The sequence below is a fragment of the Alkalihalobacillus deserti genome (genome assembly GCF_020734105.1).
Lineage (GTDB): Bacteria > Bacillota > Bacilli > Bacillales > Bacillaceae_D > Halalkalibacter > Halalkalibacter deserti.
The window spans coordinates 468,515-494,705 of the sequence record NZ_JAJAFR010000002.1; the positions used below are offsets into that span (position 1 = coordinate 468,515).

Sequence of the window (26,191 nt, forward strand, 5' to 3'; positions counted from 1 at the left end):
ACAGGACAAGCTTTCATGTATCTTTAAGAGACAACAACTTCACCGCGAATAGAGAAAGGGGTGAACAGCTTGGATGACATCTATATATGGATGACTACAATAGGAGCTGTGGTAATGGCATCGCTAGCCATGATCATTCGATTGAGAGCGACTAAGAAGCCCGTTTCAGTTAAGAAAATTATTATACCGCCACTTGCCATGTCAACTGGATTCTTAATGTTCTTATACGAACCAGCTAGGCCAGCTTTTCTACAAATTATAGAAGCTATTACTGTAGGAATAATTTTTTCTATCTTATTAATTAAAACGTCAAAGTTTGAAATAAGAGATCAACAAATTTATTTAAAAAGATCGAAAGCATTTGCATTTATTCTAATCGGGTTGTTACTTTTACGAATCGTATTTAAGTTGTTAATTGGGGATTCAATAAATGTTGAAGAACTTGCTGGTATGTTCTTTCTTTTAGCGTATGGTATGATTTTACCTTGGCGAATCTCGATGTATGTAAACTACCGGAAAGTTGAGAAAGACCTTGAAAAACATGTTAAAGCTAATGCTGTCTTTGTACAACCCTAAGTGTATCTTAAACATCTTGTGTCTATTACAAGTAATATTCATACATAATAGGTCGGCTGAAAGTAAGACAGGAAGATAAAAAGCCGCTAGGACTCCTAGTGGCTTTTTACCTTTTAACCTTTTCAAGAGGATTCTAATAAATCTTGATAAGGCTTCATATCAATATTCTTTTCTCTAAGCTTCTTCTTGAGAAATTTATGATCGCGTTTAGGTGTAGCTAGAATATACCCTCGAATAATATACTCTAATGTGAGATCATTAATTTGATCTTCTAAAGCTAGTTCACCAATTTTACCAGCTATTTTACCTTTTGCTACATCACGGAATAATTCTGGGACAGGTTCAACTAAATCGTTTAAAAGCTGGCGCTGCTCATCTTTCCATAAGTGCAGTGTTTTTTCGATGTAATAATCTTGCCAGTCGAGAATGGACTTTCCATCTTCTTTGGGAAACCTTTTTAAGAATTTCCGAAACATAAAATAGCCACCAATAAACATAATTGTTATTAAAAAAATCGTCCATAAGACAATAAACCACATAAACCAAGTAGGCATAATCTTCACCTCAGATTTTATTCATTCCTATCCTACCATAAAAAACAGCAGCCTGCTAATAGAATAGTCCAAGAATGATTCCATAAATAGAGTTGGAATGGTAAGATTAATAGCTGAGGTGATAATAATGATTTATTTAATTAGTTATGCTTTTCACATGCTTGTTGCGGTCTTATTCTTTTTACTTATTCCGTTTCCATTTTTGATGAAAGGGAGTTTGTTAGACGAGCATGGAAGGTTTCAGCTTTTGTTAAAAATCTACAAACGAATTATTTGGGCTGCACATGGTGGAGTGGTGGTGGCTATTGTTTCAGGGATTTTAATGACGACAAACTGGTTTACAGTTTGGTTTATGATCGTTACGCTTATTTGGCTTGCGATCAGTGCCTTTTTGGGTATGTCAGCTAAAATGGTAAGAGTAATTCTTGAAAAAATGGAAGTGAATCAAGCGGCAGAAGACGAAATAGCTAAGTTAAGACTGTATAGTTTCATACTTATGATTGCAATTTTGTCGATGTTTTTAATGAAAATAGTTGTCTATTTGTAGGTTGGTGGTAATAAATGGTAATTAATTTGTGGTAATGTACAAATGGATGAATAAACGTTTTGCAATGTAGACAATGTCAAATTCTCTAAAAATGGCTATACTAACAATAACTTAGTTATGATTCGAGGAGGACTTGATATGTTAATTGGAGTACCTAAAGAAATTAAAAACAATGAAAACCGCGTTGCGATGACACCTGCTAGTGTAATGACTCTTGTTCAAGGAGGACACCAAGTCATCATTGAGAAAGATGCTGGGGTAGGGAGTGGATTTGATGACGATGCTTATACACTAGCTGGAGCACAAATAGAAGCAGATCCTGTAGCTATTTGGGGAAAAGTAGATATGATTATGAAGGTAAAAGAACCACTGCCGTCGGAATATACTTATTTTCGTAAGGGATTAATTTTATTTACGTACCTACATTTAGCTGCAGAACCAGAACTAGCTAAAGCCTTAGTTGAAAAAGAAGTAACTGCTATCGCTTACGAAACGGTTCAAGTTGGTCGTACATTACCCCTTCTTACCCCAATGAGTGAAGTGGCAGGACGTATGGCTGCGCAAATTGGAGCACAATTCCTTGAAAAGCCAAAGGGAGGTAGAGGAATTCTGTTATCTGGCGTACCAGGTGTGAAGCGAGGAAAAGTAACTGTTATTGGTGGAGGAGTAGTAGGAACAAACGCAGCTAAGATTGCAATGGGTTTAGGTGCAGATGTAACGATTATGGATTTAAGTCCTGATCGCTTGCGTCAATTAGACGATTTGTATGGTACAGATATTCAAACATTGATGTCTAACCCTCTTAATATTGCTGAAGCAGTAGTAGATTCTGATTTAGTTATTGGGGCTGTTCTTATCCCAGGAGCAAAGGCACCAAAATTAGTAACGGAAGAAATGATTCAATCGATGAAGCCAGGATCAGTTGTCGTGGACGTAGCTATTGATCAAGGTGGAATTATTGAGACGGTTGATCGGATTACAACTCATGATGAACCAACGTATACAAAGCATGACGTTGTTCACTATGCCGTTGCCAATATGCCAGGAGCCGTTCCTAGAACATCAACAATTGCTTTAACGAACGTAACGATTCCATATGCACTACAAATTGCGAATAAAGGCGTTAAAAAGGCATTAGCAGAAAATCCTGCTTTAGAACTTGGCTTGAACACAGCAGCTGGAACAGTCACATATACAGCGGTTGCTAGTGATCTTGGTTATGAATATGTAACGGCCGCAGAAGTATTAACAAAATTGTAAACAACCATTTGTTTTTCAAAAAGACTAAATTCGAACTTAATGAATTTAGTCTTTTTAATACGTTTTTATTCCTTAACCTGTCGATCAAGGAGAGCGTAATATGGTCACGTATAACTCAAATCCCTGTCCACTTAAGGCGTTTTTTAATAGAAGGCGATAAAGGCGATACTTAGTTGCTTACTGTTTTCCTTTGATCACAAATACATTCTCAGCTTTCTCCATCCCGATTTTTGAGTAGTATCCCATAGCTCATTATGCTGAGAGGAGAACTAAGCTACACTATCCAATTCCTGAAACACACTTGCAATTTGTTTAAGACTTATTGCTTCATTTACTTTGTATGTAATCATAGGAATTCCTCGATATTTTTGATAAAATGGTTGTTGATTAGTCGATGCTGCTATTTAGTTTGCATAGTTATCAATGTTTTATTTTAGTTTGTGTTTCTGTTATGAAAGGAAGTTTATTGATGAATAAAGAAGACATTATAATGATCTTGCAACAACTTCGCAGTAAGGAGATTGAGACTTACCGTGTGTTAAAAAAGGATTTCTTAACTTTTTGCGGTGTGTTGCTAAAACAAGAAGATGCCATTGATTTTCGTGGCAATGCACAGCACGGGGGAGAGACTATTTACACATACGAACCAGGATGGACGAAATAAAAAGGATAATTCCCGATGTTTCTTCATACAGATAGGTAAATATCTTCAAAGCAAGTACCTGTTACATTTAATGGGTACTTGCTTTTTTACTCATATTTGCTGAATAATACCAACTTTAAATCTCAAAATAGAGAAGAAGTTCAGTTCAGCAAAAAAGGAGATTGTCATTCATGTCACTAAATTTTAGCCGTTTTCTATTATAGTTCAAAATTTAACCTTTCTTATTTTAATTTACTTCTTTCACCTTTTTTCTTTTCCTACATAGGTATATGGTGTAGCAACTCAAAAAGGAGGTTTTCTCATGTCTCACTTTGCAGGCGCTAGCAGCTTCACTCTAATTGTCGTGCTCTTTATTTTATTAGTGATTGTTGGTTCTGCTTATATCGCATAAGTAGATTGAGTAAATCTCAAAAGGTTGTAATGACCTTTTGAGATTTGCTTTAATGTGTTGGTACTTTTTAAAATCGTACGCTATGGGTCAGATGCCTTTCACATCATTTTTGATACATACGATTATCTTGATGTAAAATTTTTAACTGAATACAGTTCCTAAGGAGTTCATCTGTATCGTGTGCAGGTGACGCGACTAGGGCTCCCCGTCCAATTGGGGTGGAAGGTATGCAATCAATCTTTATTCACTCCACTGTTAATAATTCCCATCTCCTCTAAGGAGGAAGGGATTAAGTACGCTGGCTTTCTTTTAGGTGCAGGAATCGGTTATTTGCTAGAAATAAAAAAAGTAAGGATGCATATAAGTGAGAAGTTGGGAAGAAAAATGGTTGCCTATTGTATTGGTGTCTTTGGTTTATTTGGACTTCAAATTGGGCTAAAAGTTATTTTCCCAGATTTCATTATGTATGATTTTATTCGCTATGGTTGTATGGGGCTGTGGGGGTTACTTGGGGCGCCTTATGTTTTTGTCAAGTTAAAAATCTATCAAACAGAACACACTATTTACATGGGTAAAGGGAATGTTTCCATATAAAGCAGGATATGAATGTTAATAAGAAGTTCTAGAGACCAAAATGTTTGAGTTTGGTCTCTTTTGTATAAGGGGGAACATGAATGGAAAAAGAAATGTGGATTCCGATGTCAGATGGTCATGAAATTTTTGTTTACAATTGGTCTGATGAATCAGTAGCACCAAGAGCGATCATTCAGATCGCGCATGGCATGGCAGAGCATGGAGGACGCTATAAAAAATTTGGCGAACACTTAGCTTTAAATGGCGTTATGATTTACGTCAACGATCATCGTGGACATGGTAGAACAGGAGAGAAAAGTGGACTATTAGGTCACTTCAATGATAAAAACGGTTTCGAAAGAGCAGTGACGGACTTGAAAGAAATAAATGAATATATTCATCATAACCACCAAGATGTCCCTGTCTTTTTAATGGGTCATAGCCTAGGCTCATTTTTAGTTCGTCGATTTGTCCAAAAGTACAACGGAGTAGTAAAAGGTGTAATAATATCAGGGACGGGTGGTGACACCGGGATTGCGGGGAAACTAGCTAAGAAAGTGGTGAAAAGCCAAATCCGAAAACTTGGAAAACAAACAGAAAGTCCGTTATTAAATAAACTCATATTTGGCAACTACAACAAAAAAATAAACTCACCAAAAACAGACTATGACTGGCTTTCTAGAGATAAAAAAGAAGTTCAAAAATATATTGATGATCCTTTATGTGGGTTTATTCCAACAGCGGGATTCTTTGAAGATTTACTAGACGGTCTTCGGCTAATACATCAAGATGGAGAAGTAGAAAAAATAGAAAAAGACATGCCGTTTTTCTTTTTTAGTGGAGAACAGGATCCTCTAGGAAAAAGAACAAAAGCTGTTCTAAGTGTAATCAATCAATACAAGAAGCATGGAATAAGAAAAATTGATTATAAGTTCTATAAAGAGGGACGGCATGAAATGCTAAATGAAGTAAATCGAGATGATGTAACACGAGATATAGTAAAATGGTTAGAACAACAAGTATAGAGATTTCCCTGTCCCCTTTTAAAATGGTATAATTTTCATAAAGGGGTGATTCATATGAGTGAAACGAAAAAAGTCGTCTTAAAAGTAAATGATAATGGTTCTATTCGTGTAACGGGTGATGTAGAATTAGTGGATGCAGAAGGAAATCTTTTCGAAGCAAAACCAGCTTTCTCCCTCTGTAGATGCGGTGCCACTAAAAACCAACCTTATTGTGATGGTTCACATAAGTCTGTTGGATTTGAGAGTGCACCGAGAGCTTAATATGTAGGAATGAATTCTTTAGGTGAACGTTTTACTTTGGCTTTCCATCGAATAAAAACCAAAACTAGGTTAGCGTATTTCCTACTTTAATATTACTGGAAATACTTGTTGATTTAACTAAAGCGCAATGGACATTAAATCCATTGCGCTTTAGTATGTTTTATATAAGATTTTCTTTATTCAAATGAATTGTTCATCTCTTAAGCAAATCACCTCTATTTGTACTAATTTATCAGTTCGCTGTACATCAGATCTATATAGCGAAATCTTATCTCTTGGCTGTTGCTCTCCCCTTAGTTAATATACAAGGCACGCCTTTTCCTATAGCACCAGGGACAGCCATTTTCTCTAAATAGGTTAGCCCCCTCGTACATTGCTGCTTACAAGCAAAACACGTTTCAGAGGTAACCATTTTCATTGTAAATGCGTATTTTTCATTGACTGAAATTTTCGGTGCAGTTTTTTTCTTGTTCGTTTTTTTCGCCATCATTCATCTCTCCGTTCATGTGTTGGTATATATTATGCTGGTCACATGAAGAGTGATATAGGAGAAAAAAATTATTCCTGGTGTTAAGGGTCTGATGAATTTTAAATAGAACACAAAAGCCAACTTCAACTTATCTATTAGAAGTTGAATTAGCTTAAACCCAATATTGCATCTCACATATATGATCTTTGTACTGCTGTCTAATCAGTTCCTCTTCTTCTTTCATATGTTCTTGTGCCTGTTCTTCGGTTTCAGAAGAACCATATTGAAGTACATAATCCCCGTTTTTTAAGATGGCCGTAACATTCCAATATACCATAGACAACGCCTCCGTTAAGGAATTTATCAAAATATATTCAGAAATCCTCCCTTTTATTAAGAGTAAATGAAATTTTTTTAGAGAAAATTAGGAAGTAGAAATATAAATTGACATTGTGGGAGATAGAATCCTAAACAAGCGAGATGGAGCGATCAAATAAAGCCGTTTTTGCGACAATTAAAGCTATCACCAGCAAAGAACCAAATTGTATTAAGGAATCAAATTTTAACATGCTTACAGATTGATCAGAAAAAAGTGGAGCAATTTGAATTGAAAGTGAAATTTGATAATGGAAAGATAAAAAGGATCGTTAAAAGGTAAAATGCTTACTTCAAACAAGTAAGCATTTTTTTATCGAGGGGAAATCCTAGTGACAAGGAAATAAGTAAGGACCAGGGACCATAATTTAAGCGTTTATTACTAGGAGTTTACTTATTGTTAATTCTTGAATCCAGCTTCTCTTAAAGGATGATAAGTATCTATTGAATGGGCCATGATAGCACCTGCTCTAGGGAGCTGTTCTCTTAGAATGGTACAGGCCCTAACTCGGTAATCATTAAGATGGGTGATCTGAGGATCATATTTAACGAGTACGTCAGCTCTAACCGATAAGGATGTGAAATTTTCATTATACTTTTCATCAAATCCTGTAGATAGAATACGAACATCTGTTACTTTCACAGTGGGGCTTTGATAAGTTGAAAGAGCGTTAATTCTCCTCGTGATCTCTTCTTCTTTTGCATGAAGTTTGGAATATAAATAAATGCTAGCTTCACAAAAAGCTTTACCTTTAAACAAATAAAGACCTCCTTATTAGGCAATATTATTATTCTAGCAGATCTAAATTCAATCTATCAATCTAAAACGTTAAGGATCTAATGAAAAGTTGGTTTGTTCAATGAAGTTTAAACAATTCAACAGATTTACCTTCGTTATACTAAAGAAGTTACATATTAGAGAAAGTTCTATTATGTAACTCACAAGATGCGTTGGCTCGACTCATTGCTTAGAGATTGTTCAAAAAGGCAAACCATCCCTTGTTGAACCCATCTTTTTTTGAAATAAAATGTCTTAGAGAAGAGGTTTGTACATATAAATAACCATATCGTGCATTCCATTAAGGGGGATTCTCAAATGATAAAACTAGAGCGCTTGAAGCCTTTTTTAACAGCTGGAGTTATTGGTTGTGCGATTGCTGCTATTATTATCCTTCTATTAGGGGGATGAAGGACGCTATGCGCGTCCTTTTTCAAAAGTAGGATGGGTTTCAAATAAAAGTACTATAAAAGCAAATGGCTTTGACACCCTGCTTTTTTCAGAAAAGATACTCTGCAGTTTTACTTATAGAAGTGTAACCTAATGAAGGGGATGAAAATAAGATGAAATAAAAGCGTTTTTAAGTGGTTTTAAAGGAGGATAAGGATGAAGAAAGAGGACACACACCGTTTTGAAACGAAAGCTATTCACTCGGGCTATGACCCTAAAGAACATCTTGACAGTTTAACTCCACCCATTTATCAAACGTCAACTTTTACGTTTCCATCAATAGAGCAAGGGTCGAAGCGATTTGCGGGTTCGGAAGATGGTTATATTTACTCAAGACTCACCAATCCTACAGTCACAGTTTTAGAAGAACGAATGGCGCAATTAGAAGAAGGTGAAGCTGCACTGGCTTTTGCTTCCGGTATGGCAGCGGTATCGGCAGTCTTAATGAATGTCACTAAAGCGAATGACCATATATTGTGCTCTCAAGGAGTATATGGGTGTACATTTGGATTGCTACAGTTGCTAAAGGAAAAATATAATATCGATTATACTCTCTCACAATTAGCGACCGCTGAAGACATAACCTCTAATATAAGAGAGAATACAACTTGCATATATATAGAAACACCGATTAATCCAACAATGAAATTGATCGACTTACAGTTAGTTGCAAACCTCGCTAAAGAAAAAGGCATTAAAGTTGTAGTTGATAATACTTTTTCCACTCCTTATTTACAGAAACCTTTAAAACTAGGTTGCGATTTAGTCGTTCATAGTGCGACTAAATATATTGGTGGACATGGTGATGTTATTGGAGGAATTGTTGTTGGAGATTTAAAGGTAATTAGTGAGATTAAGAAAACAACTCAAAAAGATATTGGGGGAGTGATTTCGCCCTTTGATGCATGGCTTCTAATTCGTGGAATCAAAACATTGGCTGTAAGGATGGAGCGACATTGTGAAACAGCCGAAGTTGTTGCTAGACAGTTGAAAAACCATTCAAAAGTGAAGAAGGTATATTATCCTGGTCATCAGTCTCAGTCTGATCATGATGTCATGACGAAACAAATGAAAAAAGCTGGAGGATTACTTTCATTTGAACTTAGCGGGACATATGAAGAGACCATCAAAGTAGTCGATAAATTGAAACTAATTAAAATAGCAGTAAGTCTTGGAGATGCTGAAACATTAATACAACATCCTGCCTCAATGACTCACGCAGTCGTTCCAGAGGATATTAGAAAGAGGATGGGGATATCCAATCAACTATTACGTTTATCGATTGGACTTGAAGCATGGGAAGATATTTGGGGAGATTTAGAACAGGCATTAAATGCTATATGAAACGTTTAGAAGGATGACTCAAGGGAAGCATTTAGCCGATCCTGGGTCACTTTTATTTAAAAAAAAGTAAAAAACAAATTACTAAAAAGAGTGATTGGCTTTTTTGCTTATTTTCACCAGTTTTTGTAATTGGATATTCGATGATAGCTCATGGATTCGAAGGTCTTATTGTCTATATATGTCCATATATTTTCAAAAGAGGGGGTTTGATTGTATGGCGGTTGAACGTTGTGCTGATTGCGGGAGCCTAGAAAAACCGGAGGATAATAGAAAAGAGTGTCCATATTGCGAGCGCTATGTATGTCCTAATTGTGCCGATAAGCAAGTAAAGTTATTTTCTTGGAATGGGTGTACGAAGTGTTGCATCGATTATCGTAGTTTAGTTCACAGGTAATGGAGCCAACATAGCTAGGCGTCTTTTTTTTGGTAGTTATAGTAAGAAAAAAGTATGTACGAAGGAAGATTTTCATCCTCGCTTCAAATTCAATTGTTTATATGAGTCATCTATGATTAAAATCTTTGATGAGTACGCAATATGTTCTTCATAGGTAACAAGGAAATTATAGTGAAAATCGACTAAATGTTTAACTAAGAAAAGAATATCTTGGCTAAATAACCCTGATCGATTAATAAGAATATTATTGTACTTTTTTACTAAGTTTCTAGTTTTCTTTAATAATTTACTAGCTTCTTTCATTGGAAAGATGTCGCGATCGCCTAAAAGGGAGGAAAAATCCTCATTCAATTTACTGTGAAGAAGTGTATTGACTCGTTCTACCGAATAATGTTCTTCTTCAAAAATGAAAGATTTCAACATAATCAAATCAGAGGCTAAAGGCTGATTTAGAAAATGTAAGTAGATACGAAGTGTATTATACGCATCCCATAAAGGGTTGTGTTTCTCTCCAATGAATGTTAATCCATATAAATGTAATGCTGATTCAACAGAGGCATTTGTTTTTGAAACTCTGTTTGTGAAAATAGCTTGAAAATCAACATAGCGCTGTTCAATTTTTTTTATCGTCGAGCTAGATATTTCATGAAGAGATGCATCCATACAAAGACGCGATAAATCACTCGATGACCAAGAAAAAAACTGTGATTTCTTTATTCCTCCAACCCATGTCAAAAACTCTGTAAAGACCTCTTTAAAATGTGGTGCGTCTATCAAGTCTTGATCACTAATGCCCGTTAGCTTTTTACAAAATTCACTTAGCGGTTTGTCCGATAAGGGTTTAATATAGTGATCAAAAGTGGTCGTTTGTTTTGTTTCTAGATCGTATTTCACAGCACCTAGTCTAATGGCTTCCATAGATTCAAAGGTCAACCCTTTACTTGCACAAAGCATTTCAAAGTCAAAAAAGATAAATTGTTTTAGCTGCGCCATTTTTATTCTCCCTCCTTCAACAGGAAATTATATGGTAGTTTCACTAAAAAAGAAAGGACCAATAGATTCCATTAACATCAGATTTTTCAAACTTGGAAAGTCAAAGTCTTAGTTTCATAATTGTTTATTCACCGTGCATGCATGAATCAATTGGAGCAATAAAAGGAAATATCATTACACTAAAAATCCTAAAGAAATATAGGATTTAGGTTTTCCATTAAAACAAAAAACGCTAGGATCTTGTATCCTAGCGTTTTCATTAATTGAAGTGTATTAAGACAATTTATCTTCGATTGTAACACCATTCGGCTTATAATGAACTTTAATAGTGGTTATGCATTCAGTTGCTCCAGTGTTAATGCCTACTTGTTGTGCTTTTTGAATCAATTCAAACACTTGATGCAAGTTTCCTTCAACTACTGTTTCCATTGGACCGATATTATAGTTCAGGCCTGATTCTTTTACAACTTCTACTATTTCTGGGATCATCCCATCAGTATTCATGTCTTTTCCGTCCGGTAATACTTGAAATCCTGCAGTAACTGTTGCCACTTTTAATCATCCTTTCATTCCAATTAATGTTTAACTGTTTCTTTCAGCTCATTTATATCTTTATTTAATTTTTCTTCGATTTCTTTGATTTCTTGCTCCACGATTTGTTTGAATTCTGTACTAGCATTCATTTCTTCTTTCAGAATGTCTCTAACGATTATTTTTACATTTTCTTTACCTCGTGGTTCGTTATTATTTATTATTTGCTTAGCTTCGTTTATAATCGCTTCACTCTTCTGTTTAAATGTTTGCGAGACATTTGAAGAGCTTTCATTGAGCATATCTGATAACTCACTCATTTTATCTTTTAGTTCGTTTGCTAGTTTTTCTGTTTTTATTGTTCCTTCAGTTAATTGGTTGCTGATGTCTTCTCGTAATTTTTCTCCTGATTTAGGAGCCGTCAGCAATGTTGCTGTGGCTCCAACTACTCCTCCAACAACGGTACCTATTGCAACACTTTTTTGATTTTTCATTATTATCAACTCCTTAAATTATCCTTATTATTCTCTAACCTTTTTTGTTAGTGGTAAAACATCTAATTAAAAACAGGTTAGATAAATATGTTAATATTAGGTAGAGAAGATTTTTTATCGAGAAAACTAGTTTAGGTTTAACATTATTATGTGCGAACTTAAAACAAGAGAAACTGAAAACAGCGTCATTGAGTTTATTGAAATGGTTGAAAGCGAGAAAAAACGTGAAGACGCTTATCGGTTATTAGATATTTTTACTGTAACGACTGGTTATAAAGCGAAGATGTAGGGACCTAGTATTATTGGGTTTGGTTCCTATCATTATAAGTATCAGTCTGGCCACGAGGGGGATGCACCATTCGTGGGATTTTCGCCTCGAAAAATAAAGATTAGTTTGTATTTTGCAACAGGAGACGAAAAGCGCGAAGCCTTGTTAAAAGACTTTGGAAAACATACGACAGGAAAAGCCTGTGTATACATAAACAAGGTAGCAGATATAGATGTCGATGTATTAAAAGCTATCATTCAACAATCTGTGCAATTTTTAATAGAAACGTATCCGAATGGTTAATTTAATGAGGGATTAGCCATAAAAATGTTGATAGTGTTTGCAAGTCCTATTTGTATTGTAGGGATAGAAGCGTACCTTAAAGGAAATGAGTGATTTTATGAATAAGAAAGTTGTCATAGCTGGTGGTACGGGTTTTATAGGAGATTACTTCAAGGATGAGTTTATGAACAATGGCTATGAAGTTATTATAATCTCGAGACAACTGCAGCATATTTCATGGGAAGACCAAGTCGGTATAAAAGAAGCGCTCGAGGATGCAGAAATATTAGTTAATTTGGCAGGTAAATCAGTAAACTGTCGTTATAACCAAAACAATAAAGCAGAAATTCTAAAGTCAAGAATTGAGACAACGGAAATTTTGGGTAATTCTCTACTTGCATGCAAAAATCCTCCACCGTTATGGATTAATTCTAGTACGGCTACGATTTATAGATATGCTGAAGATCGACCAATGACGGAGGAAGAAGGAGAAATAGGATCGGGCTTTTCTGTTGAGGTAGCGAAAGAATGGGAGCGTTCCTTTTTTGCTTTTCGCTTACCTCAAACTAGGCAAGTAGCGTTAAGAATTGCGATTGCTCTAGGGGAGAGTGGGGGTGTTATGACTCCTATGAAAAGTATTGTTAAATTTCGACTTGGTGGAACGCAAGGATCTGGTAATCAACAATTTAGTTGGATACATTTAGAAGATTTATTTAAGATTGTTTTATTTGTTAGGGATCACGTTGAGATGAATGGAGTGATAAATTGTTCTTCACCTAATCCTATTACTAACCGTGAACTAATGAAACAATTAAGAAAAATTATGAATGTGAATGTCGGATTACCGACACCAAAATGGTTGTTGGAATTCGGAGCCATTTTTATTCGAACAGAACCTGAGTTGGTTTTAAAAAGTCGTTGGGTCTACCCAGAAAGGTTGGAGAAAGCAGGTTTTAAGTTTACATATAGACATTTAGAAAAGGCTCTTCAACAAATTATTAAATGAGTCGAACATAAAAAAGGCTGGCTCACTTAGCCAGCCTTCATCCTCGTAGCAATGTCTTACGGTTGCTTCAATAGTTCCTACTCTTATGTTACAGTAGCAAGTTTGAGTTTGAGTTCCTGCTGCTGGAGGTTCCAAATTATGGACTAAGTCAGGACCATGTCGATAATTCTCAGGTTTCGGGTAGAAAAGAATATATTGTTAAAGAACATCTTATAGAGGCCAGCTTGAACCAAATCGAGAAATATAAAAAAATGAGTTGATTTTTTACTAATGAGGGCGATTGTTGATAAAGGTAATCGCACTTTCTTGTTGAAGTAAAAAATTAGTAACATATATGTAATACATGGTGAACTTTGTTATATTAAAGGAAAATAAAACCACCTAAAAGGCGGTCTTAAGTTGGTGATTTTTGTGTTCTACCACTATTAATAAGCCAGCTATGTTGAATAACTTCTGTGAATGTAAGTAATAGAGCAGTTAAAAGGGCTCCTGCAATAGAAACCGAAGCAGTAGCAAAAAATAGTGAAACAATATAGACGATAAATGATGCAGCGACAAAGTCAACTATGGTACTTAACCAAAACGTTCCCTTTTTTAGAATTAACACTTCCATCATATGAGCGGAAAAAGCAAGAATCAATCCAACAATTATTGGCTGAATAACATTAGCGTAATAAACATTCGGGAATATTAGCGAAGCTATCATTACTGTTATAGGACAAACGAAAATCTTTACAATCAACCCAAGCATTTTTTGCACCTCCAATTTTTATTTAATAGTAGTTTGCTCAAATTAACTAAAATTATAAAATGAATTCAAGAATGCTGGTTCCATGGAAAGAAACGCTTCTACATAAGCATTTGACTACAAGGAAAAGCTGAAACAAATACGTAAACAGACATTTCTTCTCCAGTAGCTTGATCTTTCACTTTTTTGGTTTGACCCGTCCAATCCACTTCTAATAGTACTCCAGGTTTTCTTTTAAATCTCATAGTAGATATTTTACTTCTTCCTTATAAAACCTGCAGAACTGACGATAGCTATAGGAATTGATTCGTTCTACAACTTAAACAATACTCAGCTCATAAGCGATAGCGTCACATTACTTGTAGCCGACTCTTTGTGGATGTGTTCGCTGTCTGGTTTTCTCCTAAAGGTTGAGGGTGCATTCTTTTCTGGAAATAAGATTTCTTGAAGATCACCATCAGTCATTCTCGAATGGCCAAGAGATCCGTTTAATTTACAAACGCGTGTTCTAACTCCACCGTCTTTAGACGGTATACGCTTTAGTCTTCCCTTCGATGTCCATACTTAAGGTGTGAGAAGAAGAATAGTCATACAGTCTTTGACATCAAGTTTCATGTAATTATGGGTAACAAAATATAGATATAAGGTGTTACGTGTCCGATTGCCGTAAGAATACGAGAATTAATCAGGCAAGGGTGTGAAGCAAGAGGAATCACAATCTTGCAAGGAAGTGTTGGAAAAGATCACGTCCACTTACTTATTGTTATCATGTCCACCGAGCCTTGCTCCAACTAAAATCATGCAGTACCTAAAAGGAAGATCATCAAGGCTTCTCGACGATCAATTTCCTGAATTGAAAAAGAAATATTGGGACCAGCACTTATGGGCAAGGGGCTATTTTTGTGCCACAGTAGGAACAGTAGATGAAGAAACAATAAGAAATTATATTCCGAACCAATTCAATGAAGAAAAGAACAACATATTTACGATTGAAGAATGAGTTTAGTCAAATTTGAGTGTGCTTAAGCATATAGGCTTTAAGATGACTTCAGTCTTAAGAACGACTTTAGTCGTAGACATTTTATGTTCAAACCACCTGCTATGTTTAGCAGGTGGTCGTTTAAGAAGGATAATCCTCGCCTCTTTACTAAGACACCTAGGTCGTCAGAAAAGTGGAAACTTATTTATAAACGAAGAACCTCAGTTGAACGATCTAATAAAAGAGAAAAGGTAGGTTACCACTTAGAAGCTGGGCGTCACCGATCAACAAAAAAGGGGTACATCCGCCTTTATGCGATTATGATGTGCCAACACATTGACGCTTGGTATAGTAGTAAAATAGAGACATTAAACATTCAAGAAATGATCTTTCCCAAAACCGCCTAGTCCATATTAAAAAAATAAGTAACGTAGGCATACGCATTTTTGAAAACGCAATGAAAAAACTGTTTTACTTCAGACTTTCCAATGAAATTCCCAATGGTTTTTTTACAAAACTTCGAAAAATTCCTTATTTATTCCGGGTGTCTATTATTCTTCAATAAAGGTAAATAAATACAGGCTATACATTTATTCTTTTCATTGTGGCAATATAACCAATAGTTGATAAGATTTCAAGGAGCTATTTTGCTGCGAAGGTAGAGAACAGTCAAAAAGATTGGACAATTAACGTAATAAAAACAATCGCATCAACCTCAAGGCAACCATCAGCAGTCATCCAAAACGCCAGATGATAATCACTCAAGTGATTTAAATGAAAATATTACCAATATCCGTTCATCTATGAAAACTGTTCTGATGTTGTCTTACGTTCATAATAGAAGGAAAAGAAAAGCAGTCTTACAATTTAGATGGGTTATCTAATGTTAAAGAACTTAAAGAAAATGTCCTTACCCCGCTGATAGAAGTTGCAATTTTATTTCCTGCCATAATCGAAGCGTTAGTGATGGAGATTGTGTTCGAAGCTTTACGTGTAGTAGGACATCGTTTGCCGAAACAGATACGAGCCGCAGTTAGTATTGTTGGGGTTTTAGTTATCGGACAAGCTGCAGTCGAAGCAGGGATGGTGTCAGCTCCAATGGTTGTGGCTGTAACTGTAACGGGAATCGCTTCCTTTTCTATTACTCGCTATAAGGCGGGAATGGCCTAAGAATGCTACGTTTTCCGATGCTGATTTTAGCGGGAGTGTTAGGTTTATTAGGTATTATGCTAGGAGTTATTGCGATTGTAACGCATTTATGTATAGTGTGTTCGTTTGGAGTACCTTATTTGTATCCAATGGCTCCGACTAAAGGTGGTGAATAAATGATTGAAAAAGGAAAAATTTCCTCTGCTCAGATGGCGATCATGATGAATCCGACGATCATAGCTACTGGACTGCTACTCGTTCCTTCGATTACAGCAGCAAAAGCAGGACGTGATATGTGGATATCCCCTATATGGGGTTCTCTCATTGGATTTTTGGTCGTGTTCATCGCTTTTCAATTGAATAAGCACTTTCCAAAGGAAACAATTATTGAATATTGTGTTCATATTGTTGGTCATATCCCAGGAAAGGTTATAGGGTTTCTACTTCTGTTTTTTTATCTGCATTCGAATGGGATTATTATAAGACAATATTCAGAATTTGTCATAGGGAACTTCTTACTACAGACTCCGGGAATTGTGATTATTAGTAGCATGACGCTCGTTTGTGCTTTTGCTGTTCGCGGTGGTTTGGAGGTTATCGCCAGAACGGCTCAACTCTTTATCCCGATTGTTATTTTACTCTATTTATTAATTGTTCTTTTCCTGACTCCGGAAGTAGATCCAACCAATATGCTGCCCGTATTCGAAGAGGGTGTCATGCCTTCAATTTTGGGAGCAGCTAGCCCAGTAGCTTGGTTTAGCGAATTTATTCTCATCGCTTTTATGCTTCCTTATTTAATGGACCGGGAAAAAGGATTAAAATGGGGGAACCTCTCCGTCCTTAGTGTGTTGCTACTTCTCGTTCTTACCAATTTAACGGCTCTTTTTTTATTTGGTGAAATCACAGCCGATCTCGTTTATCCATTCATGAATGCAGGGAAATATGTTGAAGTTGCTGAATTTTTTGCACACTTGGAATCAGTTATTATGGCCATATGGGTATTAGGAGCATTTATCAAAATATCTGTTTTTTATTATGTCCTAGCTCTTGGAACGGCTCAATGGTTACAGCTTTCAGAGTATAAATCGCTTGTTCTACCACTTGGTTTTCTTATAGTTTTGTTTGCCGAATGGTCAGTCACTAATCTAATTGAATTTAAGCATTTTCTCGGAACTTCAAGTGTCTTTTACTTACTTTTTATGAACGCAATACTGCCTATTCTCTTATTAGTGATTGTTCTTCTACGGAAAAAATGGCAGCAAAAGGGAGGCGTGCAAGGATGAATACCTTTTTTAGCCATTTAATAAAAAAGGTAGTAATTATACTCCTTAAACTGTACCCCATAAAATGGACAGAAAAAGGGACCTACACAGCTAGTAAATGACCTAGGTATTGGGCCGGGGTCATTTTCTTTAATCCCCATTGGTAACGATAGTTGTTATATTCCTCAATGTACTCACTTACTTCATGTTTTATTTGTATAAGGCTTTTGCAGTCTTTGTAGTTGACGATATCTTTGAAATGACCAAAGAACGATTCCATTGGCGAGTTATCCCAACAATTTTCCTTCCTAGACATAGATTGGCGTATTCTTAATTTTTTCACCTTCTCTTGAAACATTGGATGTGTATAATGAAATCCTTGATCAGAAAGAAGAATTGCCTCTGAATGAAAGAGACTTGTAGCTACTATAAATTTTTCTAAAATCATTTTGATTGGTAGAGCGCCTACTTTTCTTTCTTTTTGTAATGGATTTTATAAGTTCAACCTCTAATTCATCCGATTTTTCGCGATTTAAACGGATTTTTGACGCCTGTAACCAGGCGTAATATCCACTTCTACTTACTTTAGCTAATTTACATAGGTGGGATACTTTACCCTCTAATTGATGTTTTCTGATTGTCTTCTCAATAAGGTGATACTTCTACGAATTATCAATAATTCATTAGCCCATGGTAGAATTCCTGATGCTTATTAATGGCTTATGTCGCAGCTAAATTTGGCCAAGTAGGTTTCACTCAAGTAATAGCATTAGAAACAGCACAATATGGAATTACTTGTCATACATTATGCCTGGTCCAGTACGTACAGAATTAATAGAACAACAATAACCAAAACTAGCAGAACAGGATAGAACAACAGTAGAAGAAGCTCTTAATCATCACATTTTGGGTAAACGATGGATGAAACGTTTACTTGAGCCTTCAGAAATTGGCGCAACAACCGTTTTCTTAGCTTCAAACGGTGCAGCAGCAATCACTGGTGAAGGAATCGGTGTTACAGGTGGTATATAAACAGTAGTTATTATTAATAAATAGATGAACAATCTAGAACAAATTAGCTCGTTCCTGAGTGATAAGGTGATATCTCAACAGTCTACATGACAGGTGAGGCATCACTTTTTTTATGATACAGGAGTTTAGGAATGCTCTTGAAAGGAGCAAGTAATAAAGTCAATCCATGTGAGCATGGCCGAAGACACATAGCTATTTTTTCGGCGTATAATTGCTAGATTCCATTCAATTTCAGGGTCTGTTACGTGAACAACAGCACACCTTGTGAGATCAGCATGCTCACAAATGGTTTCAGGAAGGATGCAAATTCCATTACCGGATGCAACCATCTCCATCATGAAATCCCATTGGCTGCTTTCCAGAATGATGATTGGTTCAAATCCAGCCTTGATACAGGCGTCTCTAACCCGATCATAAAGGGAAAAGCCTTGACTGAACATGAGAAATTCTTCACCCTGCAATTGTTTTAAAGAAACGGTCGCATTATTGGCAAGAGGATGGTTAATTGGTAAGACGAGCTTTAATTTCCGTTCAATGATCGGGATGACATCGAATTGTTCTGTATCGAGAGGAAGGATGGTAATCCCGAGATCAATCTGGCCATCAAGCAGTGTTTGCTCGACAATCCGCGATCCTTCTTCAACAATGGTCAGCTTTATACGTGGATACTGCTTTTTAAAGGCAGTAATGATACTAGGAAAAAAACTAGACCCAATCACAGGAGGTAACCCGAAGCGGATATTGCCTGAATGCGAATGCTGTTGTTCTGATGCTACTTGGAGAAGGTCTTCCATCTGGCGCAAAAGTCTTTTAGCGTAAGGTATGATCGCCTTGCCTTCATCGGTAATGTGCAAGTGACGTGTTGAACGGTTAAATAATGGAATCCCGAGCTCGTCCTCCATCGCTTGAATAATCTTGCTCAGTGCAGGTTGGGATAGATGAAGATTTGAGCTCGCACGTGAAAAGCTTAGTTCTTTACAAACTTCTAAAAAACAACGAATGTGCTTAATATCGATAATTCACACCCCATTTTACTAATTGATATTTATTCCTTCTTGGAATAAAGTTATAACATTTATTCATTTTACTAATGATGGTGTATTTAGTAAAGTGGATTTAAAGAAAACGTTTTCATGTATACGTTTTCAGATGAAGCCGATGAAGGAGTGTGAAGTATGAGTACGAAACGTGCAAATTCGCTGGAAGAAATAATTAATATCGTCAAGGATGGAGATACGCTAATTGTAGGAGGATTTGGTCTTTGTGGAATACCAGAGAAAGCGATTTTAGCTCTAGCAGCGAGAGGCGTTAAAGATTTAACGATTGTCAGTAACAACTGTGGTGTCGATGATTGGGGCTTAGGGTTGTTGCTGGAAAACCGTCAAATTAAGAAAATTCTTGCCTCTTATGTTGGTGAAAATAAATTGTTTGAGAAACAGTATTTGAATGGTGAGCTTGAAGTAGAACTTGTACCTCAGGGAACATTAGCAGAGCGAATTCGTGCCGGAGGGGCGGGTATTCCAGGATTCTATACCCCCACTGGCGTAGGTACGAAAATTGCTGAAGGAAAAGAGACAAAAGAGTTTGATGGAAAGATGTATGTCTTAGAAAAAGCAATTAAAGGAGACGTGTCCTTTGTTAAGGCTTGGAAAGGTGACCTATACGGAAACTTAATCTATCGAAAAACAGCACGGAATTTTAATCCATTAGCCGCAGCTGCTGGGAAAGTCACGATTGCTGAAGTAGAAGAACTTGTAAGTGTTAGCGATTTAGATCCTGATTTTATTCACACGCCAAGCATTTATGTTCAGCATATTGTTGAAGAGGCCTCATATGAAAAACGAATCGAAAAAAGAACGCTGCGTGAGAAGCAGCCAAACTAGGAGGAATTACAATGTTAACTTCTCGTCAACGAATTATTAAACGAGCTGCCAAGGAAATTGAGGATGGCATGAACGTAAACTTAGGGATTGGCATGCCGACTTTGTTAGCGAATGAAATACCAGATACGATAAATGTTTTCCTTCATTCAGAAAATGGCTTGCTTGGTATTGGACCTTATCCGTATGAAGGAGAGGAAGATCCAGATTTAATTAATGCCGGAAAAGAGACGGTTACCGCTCGTCCAGGTGCATCATTCTTTGACAATGCGGAGTCGTTTGCGATGATCCGCGGTGGACATATTGACCTCGCCATTCTCGGCGGAATGGAAGTGTCCGAACATGGAGATTTAGCAAATTGGATGATTCCTGGAAAAATGGTCAAAGGCATGGGGGGCGCGATGGACTTGGTGCAAGGAGCCAGAAAAGTCGTTATTATTATGGATCACGTCAATAAGCACGGTGAAACAAAAGTGCGAAAAGAATGTACATTACCTCTTACCGGAATGCAAGTAGTCAATCGCCTCATTACCGACCGCGCGGTATTTGATTTTACAAAAAAGGGGATGGTCCTCATAGAAATCATCGGAGAGGAAACGATCGACGATATCCGTGCCTGCACAGAAGCCTCTTTTACAGTAGCCGATCACTTGCTTAATGAAGGAGTGACAAGATAATGGCCGAAAATATCGTTCTCATTCAACCTGTACGGACCCCGATTGGGACCTTTCTTGGTTCATTAAAGGATATGTCGGCCGTTGAACTTGGTTCAATTGTGCTAAAGGAAACAATTACTCGCGCCAATCTTCCCGTTGAGGAGATTGATGAAGTCATTATGGGCAATGTCCTACAGGCAGGCCTCGGCCAAAACCCTGCTAGACTGGCTGCGATCAAGGCTGGTATTCCTAAATCGGTGCCAGCAATGACGATTAACAAGGTATGTGGTTCTGGTTTAAAAGCAATTCACCTAGCCGCACAGGCGATTTTAGCAGGAGAAGCGGAAGTGGTCTTAGCCGGTGGAATGGAGAGCATGAGTCAGGCACCGTATTTGAGTATGACAGCAAGACAAGGAATGCGGATGGGGGATCACAAGCTTGTTGATAGCCTGGTTCATGACGGATTGACTTGTGGAATTCATGACATTCATATGGGTACAACAGCTGAAAATATAGTGGAAAAATATGAATTATCTCGTGAAGAATTAGATGCTTTTGCTGTTGAAAGCCATCAAAAAGCAGGAGAAGCTCAAGCACAAGGACGTTTTCAAGAAGAGATTGTGCCTGTTGCCATACCGCAACGAAAAGGTGAACCGCTCATAATAGCAGAAGATGAGCATATTCGTGCTAATACAACGGTCGAAGGACTTGCTAAGCTCCGTCCAGCTTTTAAGCGTAATGCTGGAAGCGTAACGGCTGGCAATGCTTCTGGGCTAAATGATGGTGCTGCGGCAATGATCGTCATGAGTGAGACGAAAGCGAATTCTCTTGGAATCAAACCATTTGCTCGTATTCGCAGCAATGCAAGTAGCGGCGTCGACCCAAGCATCATGGGAATTGGCCCTGTTCCAGCTACAAAACGAGCGTTAGAGAAAGCAGGTATCTTAATAGAAGATATTGATTTAATTGAAGCGAATGAAGCCTTTGCTGCTCAAGCACTTGCCGTGCAAAAAGACTTAGGTTTAGATAAGCAGAAACTAAATGTTAACGGTGGCGCCATCGCCCTTGGACATCCAATCGGAGCCAGCGGGGCGCGTGTGCTCGTAACACTGTTGCATGAAATGCAGCGGGGCAATAGCCAGTTAGGACTGGCGACACTTTGTATTGGCGGTGGGCAAGGTGTGGCAACGATTGTCGAAAAAGTATAAGCTGAGCAGTCAGGGATAAACTGTCCTCAAAATGAGGAAGTTAATATGTTAAGAGAAGACATAATATATGACTTGAAAATAATAAAAGGTAGGATTATTATGGAAAAATTAATTATCACGGTGGCTACAACAGGAAAAAATAAAGGGATATTAAAAATGACATAGAATGTAATTGTAATTGTAATTGTAACTGGTATGTAAATAAAAGATTAGCTAAATCAACATTAATGGTCATAGCAACCACGTTTTGTCATATATTAAGTGGTAGAATATCTATCGAGAAAGATTATTATTTCAATAAATTCCCTTTTTTTTCTATCGATCACACCACTCTTCTTCTCATTCATTAAATAATAATGATTCTCACAGCCTGCCAATCATTATTCTTATTCTCTCGCTTAGTCAAAAGAAGAACAAAAGGTTTATCAGTCTACTAAATGAATAATTCTTCCTTTTTATAGTTAGGTGTTTGTCTTTTTCGTTAAGTGCAAAAAGAAAGAGTCTATCACTATTTTCCGAAATTAAAGGCATTAAGAAGTAGAACGGCAGGACTTTTATCAGGTGGGGAACAGCAAATGCTAGCAATCGGCCGAGGCATTATGGCGAAACCAAAGCTACTATTACTTGATGAGCCTTCTTTAGGTATTGCTCCACTACTTGTAAAAGAAATTTTTCAAAATGTTAAAGAGATTAATAAAGAGGAAGGAACTTCTATCCTAGTGGTAGAGCAGAATGCTAATGTAGCACTTTCGATTGCAGATTTTGGCTATATTATGGAAAATGGTCGCATAGTAATGGAGGGGCCTGTAGAATCACTTTTATCCAATGAGAATGTAAGAGAATTCTATCTAGGAATGAGTAATAAGGGAGAAAAGAATTATCGAAATATTAAATCGTATAAACGCAAAAAACGCTGGATGTAAGTAAGTTTATTTAAATAAACTACTAATCTTTGTATAAATACTTATCCCTAGCTTCTGAACAACCGCTCAGTTTAGTTAGGAATAACAGTGATTACTATTATAACAATTTGTTTAAGGGGCTGTTTTTATGAATTTTGAACTAACGAAGGAACAAACGATGATCAGAGAAATGGTAAGGGACTTTGCTCAAAATGAAGTAGCACCAAATGCAGAACATGTAGATAAAACAGCTGAATTTCCGATTGAAACATTTAAAAAGATGGGGCAATTAGGTCTTTTAGGAATTCCTTTTTCTGAGGAGTATGGTGGTTCAGGTGGTGACACAATCTCTTATGCATTAGCAGTTGAAGAAATTGGGAGAGCATGTGGAAGCACAGGTTTAAGTTATGCAGCTGCAGTCTCTTTAGGAGCAAGCCCACTCTATTACTTTGGTTCAGAGGAACAGAAGCAAAAATATCTAGTTCCACTAGCATCTGGTGAGGCTTTAGGTTCGTTTGGTTTAACAGAACCAAATGCCGGATCCGATGCTGGTGGAACGCAAACGAAAGCCTTTCTAGATGGTGATGAATATGTAATCAACGGGGAAAAATGTTGGATTACCAATGCGGGCTTTGCTAAGACTGTAATTGTAACCGCCGTCACTGGGAAGGATGAAAAAGGAAAAAATATCATTTCCGCATTAATCGTTCCAACTGGAACACCTGGATTTACGATTACAAGTAATTATGACAAAATGGGCGTTCGTGGTTCTAATACATCGGAACTTGTTTTAGAAAATGTTCGAGTACCGAGGGAAAATCTATTAGGCGATCCTCAAAAGGGATTTAAGCAATTTTTATATACACTAGACGGAGGTAGAATTTCTATTGCAGCATTAGCAGTAGGTATCGCTCAGGGAGCTTTTGATGCAGCACTTAAGTACTCAAAGGAGCGTAAGCAATTTGGTCAGCCTATCTCAAATTTTCAGGCAATCCAATTTAAGTTAGCAGATATGGCGATGGAAATCGAGTTAGCTCGTAATATGGTATTGAAAGCAGCATGGTTAAAAGACCAAGGTAAGAATTTCACGAAAGAAGGTGCGTACGCAAAACTTTTTGCATCTGAAATGGCTACGCGAGTTTGTAACCAATCGATTCAAATTCATGGTGGATATGGCTATATGAAAGAATATGGTGTTGAACGAATGTTACGTGATGCGAAGCTAATGGAAATTGGTGAAGGGACGTCTGAAATCCAAAGATTAGTTATTGCCCGTCAGCTAGGATGTGTAGAAAGAAACAAAGTAAAGGTCAAGGGTTAAACTCATTTAGTTGCTTTTAAATACTTCTATAAAGGAGGAATCTTGATTGGCTGAAATGTTAAATATTACAGTTGGTAACTTATTGGAGCAGGTAGCTAAGCAACAACCTGACCATGAGGCAGTCGTTTATCCAGATCGAGGGTTACGTTATACGTACCAACAATTTGATGATCTTTGTAAAACCGTTGCGAAAGGATTTATGAGACTTGGCATTGACCGTGGTGAACATGTAGCGATATGGTCAACAAATCGTCCGGAATGGTTAACAACTCAATTTGCGACTGGGAAAATGGGAGCGGTATTAGTAACGGTAAATACAAATTACCGAACATCTGAATTAGAGTATTTGTTAAAACAGTCAGATGCTACAACTTTAATTTTAATGGATTCATTCCGTGATGCATCTTATATTGATATGCTTTACGAGGTTGTACCGGAATTAAAGTCCTGCGAGCCAGGACAATTGCAATCTAAGAAGCTTCCATACTTGAAAAATATTATTTTTCTTGGGGAAGAAAGACATCCGGGAATGTTCATTTGGTCAGATCTTTTAAAAATGGCTGAATCTTTAAATGATGAAGAGCTTCAAGTGCGAATGAACAGTCTAGAACCAGATGATGTCATTAATATGCAATATACTTCAGGTACAACAGGTTTCCCAAAAGGTGTTATGCTTACGCATAAAAACTTGACGAATAACGGTGTCAATATTGCAGAGTGTATGAACTTAACCTCAGTAGACCGCTTGTGTATTCCAGTGCCGTTCTTCCATTGTTTTGGATGTGTTCTAGGTACGATGGCATGCGTAACAGTTGGTGCAACGATTGTTCCTGTACAAGAATTTGATTCACAAGAAGTTCTAAAAGCAGTTCAAAATGAGAAATGTACTGCGTTACATGGTGTACCAACGATGTTTATTGCAGAACTGAATGATCCGGAGTTTGATCAGTATGACTTATCCTCTTTAAGAACAGGAATCATGGCGGGTTCGAATTGCCCGATTGAGGTGATGAAAGCAGTTGTTCAACGTATGGGAGCTAGTGAGATTACAATAGCATATGGACAAACCGAATCATCCCCAGTTATTACACAAACTAGAGTGGATGATCCACTTGAAATAAGAGTTGAAACCGTAGGACGTGCATTACCAAATGTAGAAGCTAAAATTGTTGAACCAGGAACAAATGATGAAGTCCCAAGAGGCACTCAAGGTGAATTATGTACAAGAGGCTATCATGTTATGAAAGGATACTATAAAAATCCAGAAGCCACTGCTTCCATTTTAACACAAGATGGTTGGCTACATACAGGTGACCTTGCTGTTATGGATGAAAACGGATATTGCAGAATTACAGGTCGTTTAAAAGATATGATTATTCGTGGTGGGGAAAATGTTTATCCGAGAGAAATTGAGGAGTTCTTGTATCAACATCCTAAAGTGCTAGATGTTCAGGTTGTGGGAGTGCCAGATGAGAAGTATGGTGAAGAAATTTCAGCTTGGATCATATTAAAAGAAGGAGAAACGGCAACTGCTAAAGAAATCTACAATTATTGCAACGGAAAAATTTCCCGATTTAAAATTCCGCGCTATATTGAGTTCGTCCATGCGTATCCGATGACTGCCTCGGGAAAAATCCAGAAATTCAAGTTAAAAGAAGTAGCTATTCAGCAATTTGACTTGTCAAAAACATCTCAGTCTTAAAGTGAATGTAGGCGCAATCAAAGTTAAAAAAACCAAGGGTTTCCTAAACCCTTGGAACTTATTTCTAGCAACTTTCTATATAACATCTTTCATTCTTAGTCTTAGAAATAAATAAAA

General features: G+C 37.0%; 28 protein-coding genes and 5 pseudogenes. 22 read left to right on the forward strand and 11 right to left on the reverse strand.

What is annotated here, in order from left to right; translation table 11 throughout:
- Nucleotides 1–69: 69 nt before the first annotated feature.
- Complete coding sequence (locus LDX58_RS05870; RefSeq protein ID WP_227935913.1) at nucleotides 70–576, forward strand: CcdC family protein; 507 nt, start codon at nucleotides 70–72, stop codon at nucleotides 574–576.
- Nucleotides 577–698: 122 nt separating this feature from the next.
- Here the strand turns inward: LDX58_RS05870 and LDX58_RS05875 are convergent, their stop codons facing one another.
- Nucleotides 699–1,130, reverse strand: a complete 432-nt coding sequence (locus LDX58_RS05875; RefSeq protein ID WP_265416569.1) for a DUF2621 domain-containing protein — start codon at nucleotides 1,128–1,130, stop codon at nucleotides 699–701.
- A gap of 127 nt (nucleotides 1,131–1,257) precedes the next feature.
- On the opposite strand from LDX58_RS05875, the gene LDX58_RS05880 reads away from it, so the two are divergent.
- The 7 genes from LDX58_RS05880 to LDX58_RS05910 all read left to right on the forward strand — a co-directional run bounded on the left by LDX58_RS05880 (nucleotide 1,258) and on the right by LDX58_RS05910 (nucleotide 5,851).
- Nucleotides 1,258–1,677: a hypothetical protein gene (locus LDX58_RS05880; protein ID WP_227935914.1), complete on the forward strand. Its 420-nt coding sequence runs from the start codon at nucleotides 1,258–1,260 to the stop codon at nucleotides 1,675–1,677.
- 138 nt (nucleotides 1,678–1,815) lie between these two features.
- Nucleotides 1,816–2,937 carry an alanine dehydrogenase gene (gene ald / locus LDX58_RS05885; protein WP_227935915.1) on the forward strand — a complete coding sequence of 374 codons (1,122 nt, stop codon included), beginning with the start codon at nucleotides 1,816–1,818 and terminating at the stop codon, nucleotides 2,935–2,937.
- A gap of 469 nt (nucleotides 2,938–3,406) precedes the next feature.
- Nucleotides 3,407–3,601: a protein YkzS gene (gene ykzS / locus LDX58_RS05890; protein WP_227935916.1), complete on the forward strand. Its 195-nt coding sequence runs from the start codon at nucleotides 3,407–3,409 to the stop codon at nucleotides 3,599–3,601.
- A 301-nt stretch (nucleotides 3,602–3,902) separates the two neighbouring features.
- On the forward strand, nucleotides 3,903–3,992 hold the full coding sequence (locus LDX58_RS05895; protein ID WP_227935917.1) for a YjcZ family sporulation protein: 90 nt from the start codon (nucleotides 3,903–3,905) through the stop codon (nucleotides 3,990–3,992).
- A gap of 180 nt (nucleotides 3,993–4,172) precedes the next feature.
- A complete protein-coding gene (locus tag LDX58_RS05900) occupies nucleotides 4,173–4,586 on the forward strand; it encodes a hypothetical protein (protein ID WP_227935918.1) in 414 nt (137 codons plus the stop codon).
- Between the two features lie 80 nt (nucleotides 4,587–4,666).
- Nucleotides 4,667–5,590: an alpha/beta fold hydrolase gene (locus LDX58_RS05905; protein WP_227935919.1), complete on the forward strand. Its 924-nt coding sequence runs from the start codon at nucleotides 4,667–4,669 to the stop codon at nucleotides 5,588–5,590.
- 54 nt (nucleotides 5,591–5,644) lie between these two features.
- A complete protein-coding gene (locus LDX58_RS05910) occupies nucleotides 5,645–5,851 on the forward strand; it encodes a CDGSH iron-sulfur domain-containing protein (RefSeq protein ID WP_227935920.1) in 207 nt (68 codons plus the stop codon).
- A 268-nt stretch (nucleotides 5,852–6,119) separates the two neighbouring features.
- Here LDX58_RS05910 and LDX58_RS05915 read toward each other — a convergent pair whose 3' ends face one another.
- Entirely contained in the window at nucleotides 6,120–6,338 is a 219-nt protein-coding gene (locus tag LDX58_RS05915) for a hypothetical protein (protein WP_227935921.1), read from the reverse strand.
- A 154-nt stretch (nucleotides 6,339–6,492) separates the two neighbouring features.
- Nucleotides 6,493–6,657, reverse strand: coding sequence for a hypothetical protein (locus LDX58_RS05920; RefSeq protein ID WP_227935922.1), 165 nt, complete (start codon nucleotides 6,655–6,657; stop codon nucleotides 6,493–6,495).
- Nucleotides 6,658–6,813: 156 nt separating this feature from the next.
- On the opposite strand from LDX58_RS05920, the gene LDX58_RS26615 reads away from it, so the two are divergent.
- On the forward strand, nucleotides 6,814–6,978 hold the full coding sequence (locus LDX58_RS26615) for a YusW family protein (protein ID WP_227935997.1): 165 nt from the start codon (nucleotides 6,814–6,816) through the stop codon (nucleotides 6,976–6,978).
- A 117-nt stretch (nucleotides 6,979–7,095) separates the two neighbouring features.
- Here LDX58_RS26615 and LDX58_RS05930 read toward each other — a convergent pair whose 3' ends face one another.
- Nucleotides 7,096–7,455: a hypothetical protein gene (locus tag LDX58_RS05930; protein WP_227935923.1), complete on the reverse strand. Its 360-nt coding sequence runs from the start codon at nucleotides 7,453–7,455 to the stop codon at nucleotides 7,096–7,098.
- A gap of 624 nt (nucleotides 7,456–8,079) precedes the next feature.
- Between LDX58_RS05930 and megL the strand changes: the two genes are divergently transcribed.
- A complete protein-coding gene (gene megL, locus LDX58_RS05935) occupies nucleotides 8,080–9,267 on the forward strand; it encodes a methionine gamma-lyase (protein ID WP_227935924.1) in 1,188 nt (395 codons plus the stop codon).
- Between the two features lie 466 nt (nucleotides 9,268–9,733).
- Here the strand turns inward: megL and LDX58_RS05940 are convergent, their stop codons facing one another.
- The 3 genes from LDX58_RS05940 to LDX58_RS05950 all read right to left on the reverse strand — a co-directional run bounded on the left by LDX58_RS05940 (nucleotide 9,734) and on the right by LDX58_RS05950 (nucleotide 11,679).
- Nucleotides 9,734–10,654, reverse strand: a complete 921-nt coding sequence (locus LDX58_RS05940; protein ID WP_227935925.1) for a 3'-5' exonuclease — start codon at nucleotides 10,652–10,654, stop codon at nucleotides 9,734–9,736.
- Nucleotides 10,655–10,927: 273 nt separating this feature from the next.
- Nucleotides 10,928–11,206, reverse strand: coding sequence for a thiamine-binding protein (locus tag LDX58_RS05945; RefSeq protein WP_227935926.1), 279 nt, complete (start codon nucleotides 11,204–11,206; stop codon nucleotides 10,928–10,930).
- Nucleotides 11,207–11,229: 23 nt separating this feature from the next.
- Nucleotides 11,230–11,679, reverse strand: a complete 450-nt coding sequence (locus LDX58_RS05950) for a YtxH domain-containing protein (protein ID WP_227935927.1) — start codon at nucleotides 11,677–11,679, stop codon at nucleotides 11,230–11,232.
- A gap of 148 nt (nucleotides 11,680–11,827) precedes the next feature.
- Here LDX58_RS05950 and LDX58_RS05955 point away from each other — a divergent pair.
- Together LDX58_RS05955 and LDX58_RS05960 are read left to right on the forward strand one after the other, a co-directional pair.
- Nucleotides 11,828–12,250, forward strand: a pseudogene (locus LDX58_RS05955) (DUF1801 domain-containing protein).
- 97 nt (nucleotides 12,251–12,347) lie between these two features.
- A complete protein-coding gene (locus tag LDX58_RS05960) occupies nucleotides 12,348–13,235 on the forward strand; it encodes a TIGR01777 family oxidoreductase (RefSeq protein WP_227935928.1) in 888 nt (295 codons plus the stop codon).
- Nucleotides 13,236–13,629: 394 nt separating this feature from the next.
- Here the strand turns inward: LDX58_RS05960 and LDX58_RS05965 are convergent, their stop codons facing one another.
- Nucleotides 13,630–13,986, reverse strand: coding sequence for a DUF2512 family protein (locus LDX58_RS05965; RefSeq protein ID WP_227935929.1), 357 nt, complete (start codon nucleotides 13,984–13,986; stop codon nucleotides 13,630–13,632).
- Nucleotides 13,987–14,084: 98 nt separating this feature from the next.
- The gene (locus LDX58_RS05970; protein ID WP_227935930.1) at nucleotides 14,085–14,228 is read right to left on the reverse strand and encodes a hypothetical protein; all 144 of its coding nucleotides are present in this window, start codon (nucleotides 14,226–14,228) and stop codon (nucleotides 14,085–14,087) included.
- Between the two features lie 358 nt (nucleotides 14,229–14,586).
- On the opposite strand from LDX58_RS05970, the pseudogene tnpA reads away from it, so the two are divergent.
- From tnpA to LDX58_RS05985, 3 genes and pseudogenes are all read left to right on the forward strand, one after another.
- A pseudogene (tnpA, locus tag LDX58_RS05975) lies at nucleotides 14,587–14,983 on the forward strand (IS200/IS605 family transposase).
- Nucleotides 14,984–15,895: 912 nt separating this feature from the next.
- Nucleotides 15,896–16,284 (forward strand): annotated as a pseudogene (locus LDX58_RS05980) (spore germination protein); the annotation flags it as partial.
- Between the two features lie 3 nt (nucleotides 16,285–16,287).
- Entirely contained in the window at nucleotides 16,288–17,394 is a 1,107-nt protein-coding gene (locus LDX58_RS05985; RefSeq protein ID WP_227935931.1) for a GerAB/ArcD/ProY family transporter, read from the forward strand.
- An 82-nt stretch (nucleotides 17,395–17,476) separates the two neighbouring features.
- On the opposite strand, the pseudogene LDX58_RS05990 reads toward LDX58_RS05985, so the two are convergent.
- Nucleotides 17,477–17,764, reverse strand: a pseudogene (locus LDX58_RS05990) (IS3 family transposase); the annotation flags it as partial.
- A 530-nt stretch (nucleotides 17,765–18,294) separates the two neighbouring features.
- Between LDX58_RS05990 and LDX58_RS05995 the strand changes: the two are divergent.
- A complete protein-coding gene (locus tag LDX58_RS05995) occupies nucleotides 18,295–18,405 on the forward strand; it encodes an SDR family oxidoreductase (RefSeq protein ID WP_265416570.1) in 111 nt (36 codons plus the stop codon).
- Nucleotides 18,406–18,530: 125 nt separating this feature from the next.
- On the opposite strand, the gene LDX58_RS06000 is transcribed toward LDX58_RS05995, so the two are convergent.
- The gene (locus tag LDX58_RS06000) at nucleotides 18,531–19,424 is read right to left on the reverse strand and encodes a LysR family transcriptional regulator (protein ID WP_308017467.1); all 894 of its coding nucleotides are present in this window, start codon (nucleotides 19,422–19,424) and stop codon (nucleotides 18,531–18,533) included.
- Nucleotides 19,425–19,580: 156 nt separating this feature from the next.
- Here LDX58_RS06000 and LDX58_RS06005 point away from each other — a divergent pair, with 156 nt between their 5' ends.
- The 6 genes and pseudogenes from LDX58_RS06005 (at nucleotide 19,581) to LDX58_RS06030 (ending at nucleotide 26,074) form a co-directional block, all read left to right on the forward strand.
- On the forward strand, nucleotides 19,581–20,288 hold the full coding sequence (locus LDX58_RS06005) for a CoA transferase subunit A (RefSeq protein ID WP_227935933.1): 708 nt from the start codon (nucleotides 19,581–19,583) through the stop codon (nucleotides 20,286–20,288).
- Between the two features lie 11 nt (nucleotides 20,289–20,299).
- Nucleotides 20,300–20,962, forward strand: coding sequence for a 3-oxoacid CoA-transferase subunit B (locus tag LDX58_RS06010; protein ID WP_227935934.1), 663 nt, complete (start codon nucleotides 20,300–20,302; stop codon nucleotides 20,960–20,962).
- The gene (locus LDX58_RS06015) at nucleotides 20,962–22,149 is read left to right on the forward strand and encodes an acetyl-CoA C-acetyltransferase (RefSeq protein WP_227935935.1); all 1,188 of its coding nucleotides are present in this window, start codon (nucleotides 20,962–20,964) and stop codon (nucleotides 22,147–22,149) included. The genes LDX58_RS06010 and LDX58_RS06015 overlap by 1 nt, the downstream gene beginning before the upstream one ends.
- 494 nt (nucleotides 22,150–22,643) lie before the next feature.
- Nucleotides 22,644–23,072 (forward strand): annotated as a pseudogene (locus tag LDX58_RS06020) (ABC transporter ATP-binding protein); the annotation flags it as partial.
- A 127-nt stretch (nucleotides 23,073–23,199) separates the two neighbouring features.
- The gene (locus LDX58_RS06025; protein ID WP_227935936.1) at nucleotides 23,200–24,372 is read left to right on the forward strand and encodes an acyl-CoA dehydrogenase; all 1,173 of its coding nucleotides are present in this window, start codon (nucleotides 23,200–23,202) and stop codon (nucleotides 24,370–24,372) included.
- A gap of 55 nt (nucleotides 24,373–24,427) precedes the next feature.
- Nucleotides 24,428–26,074, forward strand: coding sequence for an AMP-binding protein (locus tag LDX58_RS06030; protein ID WP_227936000.1), 1,647 nt, complete (start codon nucleotides 24,428–24,430; stop codon nucleotides 26,072–26,074).
- Nucleotides 26,075–26,191 lie beyond the last annotated feature (117 nt).

Coding starts and splice junctions, on each gene's coding strand:
- LDX58_RS05875 (WP_265416569.1), bottom strand. CDS start 1,130: ATGCCTACTTGGTTTATGTGGTTTATTGTCTTATGGACGATTTTTTTA.
- LDX58_RS05880 (WP_227935914.1), top strand. CDS start 1,258: ATGATTTATTTAATTAGTTATGCTTTTCACATGCTTGTTGCGGTCTTA.
- ald (WP_227935915.1), top strand. CDS start 1,816: ATGTTAATTGGAGTACCTAAAGAAATTAAAAACAATGAAAACCGCGTT.
- ykzS (WP_227935916.1), top strand. CDS start 3,407: ATGAATAAAGAAGACATTATAATGATCTTGCAACAACTTCGCAGTAAG.
- LDX58_RS05895 (WP_227935917.1), top strand. CDS start 3,903: ATGTCTCACTTTGCAGGCGCTAGCAGCTTCACTCTAATTGTCGTGCTC.
- LDX58_RS05905 (WP_227935919.1), top strand. CDS start 4,667: ATGGAAAAAGAAATGTGGATTCCGATGTCAGATGGTCATGAAATTTTT.
- LDX58_RS05910 (WP_227935920.1), top strand. CDS start 5,645: ATGAGTGAAACGAAAAAAGTCGTCTTAAAAGTAAATGATAATGGTTCT.
- LDX58_RS05915 (WP_227935921.1), bottom strand. CDS start 6,338: ATGGCGAAAAAAACGAACAAGAAAAAAACTGCACCGAAAATTTCAGTC.
- LDX58_RS05920 (WP_227935922.1), bottom strand. CDS start 6,657: ATGGTATATTGGAATGTTACGGCCATCTTAAAAAACGGGGATTATGTA.
- megL (WP_227935924.1), top strand. CDS start 8,080: ATGAAGAAAGAGGACACACACCGTTTTGAAACGAAAGCTATTCACTCG.
- LDX58_RS05940 (WP_227935925.1), bottom strand. CDS start 10,654: ATGGCGCAGCTAAAACAATTTATCTTTTTTGACTTTGAAATGCTTTGT.
- LDX58_RS05950 (WP_227935927.1), bottom strand. CDS start 11,679: ATGAAAAATCAAAAAAGTGTTGCAATAGGTACCGTTGTTGGAGGAGTA.
- LDX58_RS05960 (WP_227935928.1), top strand. CDS start 12,348: ATGAATAAGAAAGTTGTCATAGCTGGTGGTACGGGTTTTATAGGAGAT.
- LDX58_RS05965 (WP_227935929.1), bottom strand. CDS start 13,986: ATGCTTGGGTTGATTGTAAAGATTTTCGTTTGTCCTATAACAGTAATG.
- LDX58_RS05970 (WP_227935930.1), bottom strand. CDS start 14,228: ATGAGATTTAAAAGAAAACCTGGAGTACTATTAGAAGTGGATTGGACG.
- LDX58_RS05985 (WP_227935931.1), top strand. CDS start 16,288: ATGATTGAAAAAGGAAAAATTTCCTCTGCTCAGATGGCGATCATGATG.
- LDX58_RS05995 (WP_265416570.1), top strand. CDS start 18,295: ATGAAACGTTTACTTGAGCCTTCAGAAATTGGCGCAACAACCGTTTTC.
- LDX58_RS06005 (WP_227935933.1), top strand. CDS start 19,581: ATGAGTACGAAACGTGCAAATTCGCTGGAAGAAATAATTAATATCGTC.
- LDX58_RS06010 (WP_227935934.1), top strand. CDS start 20,300: ATGTTAACTTCTCGTCAACGAATTATTAAACGAGCTGCCAAGGAAATT.
- LDX58_RS06015 (WP_227935935.1), top strand. CDS start 20,962: ATGGCCGAAAATATCGTTCTCATTCAACCTGTACGGACCCCGATTGGG.
- LDX58_RS06025 (WP_227935936.1), top strand. CDS start 23,200: ATGAATTTTGAACTAACGAAGGAACAAACGATGATCAGAGAAATGGTA.
- LDX58_RS06030 (WP_227936000.1), top strand. CDS start 24,428: ATGTTAAATATTACAGTTGGTAACTTATTGGAGCAGGTAGCTAAGCAA.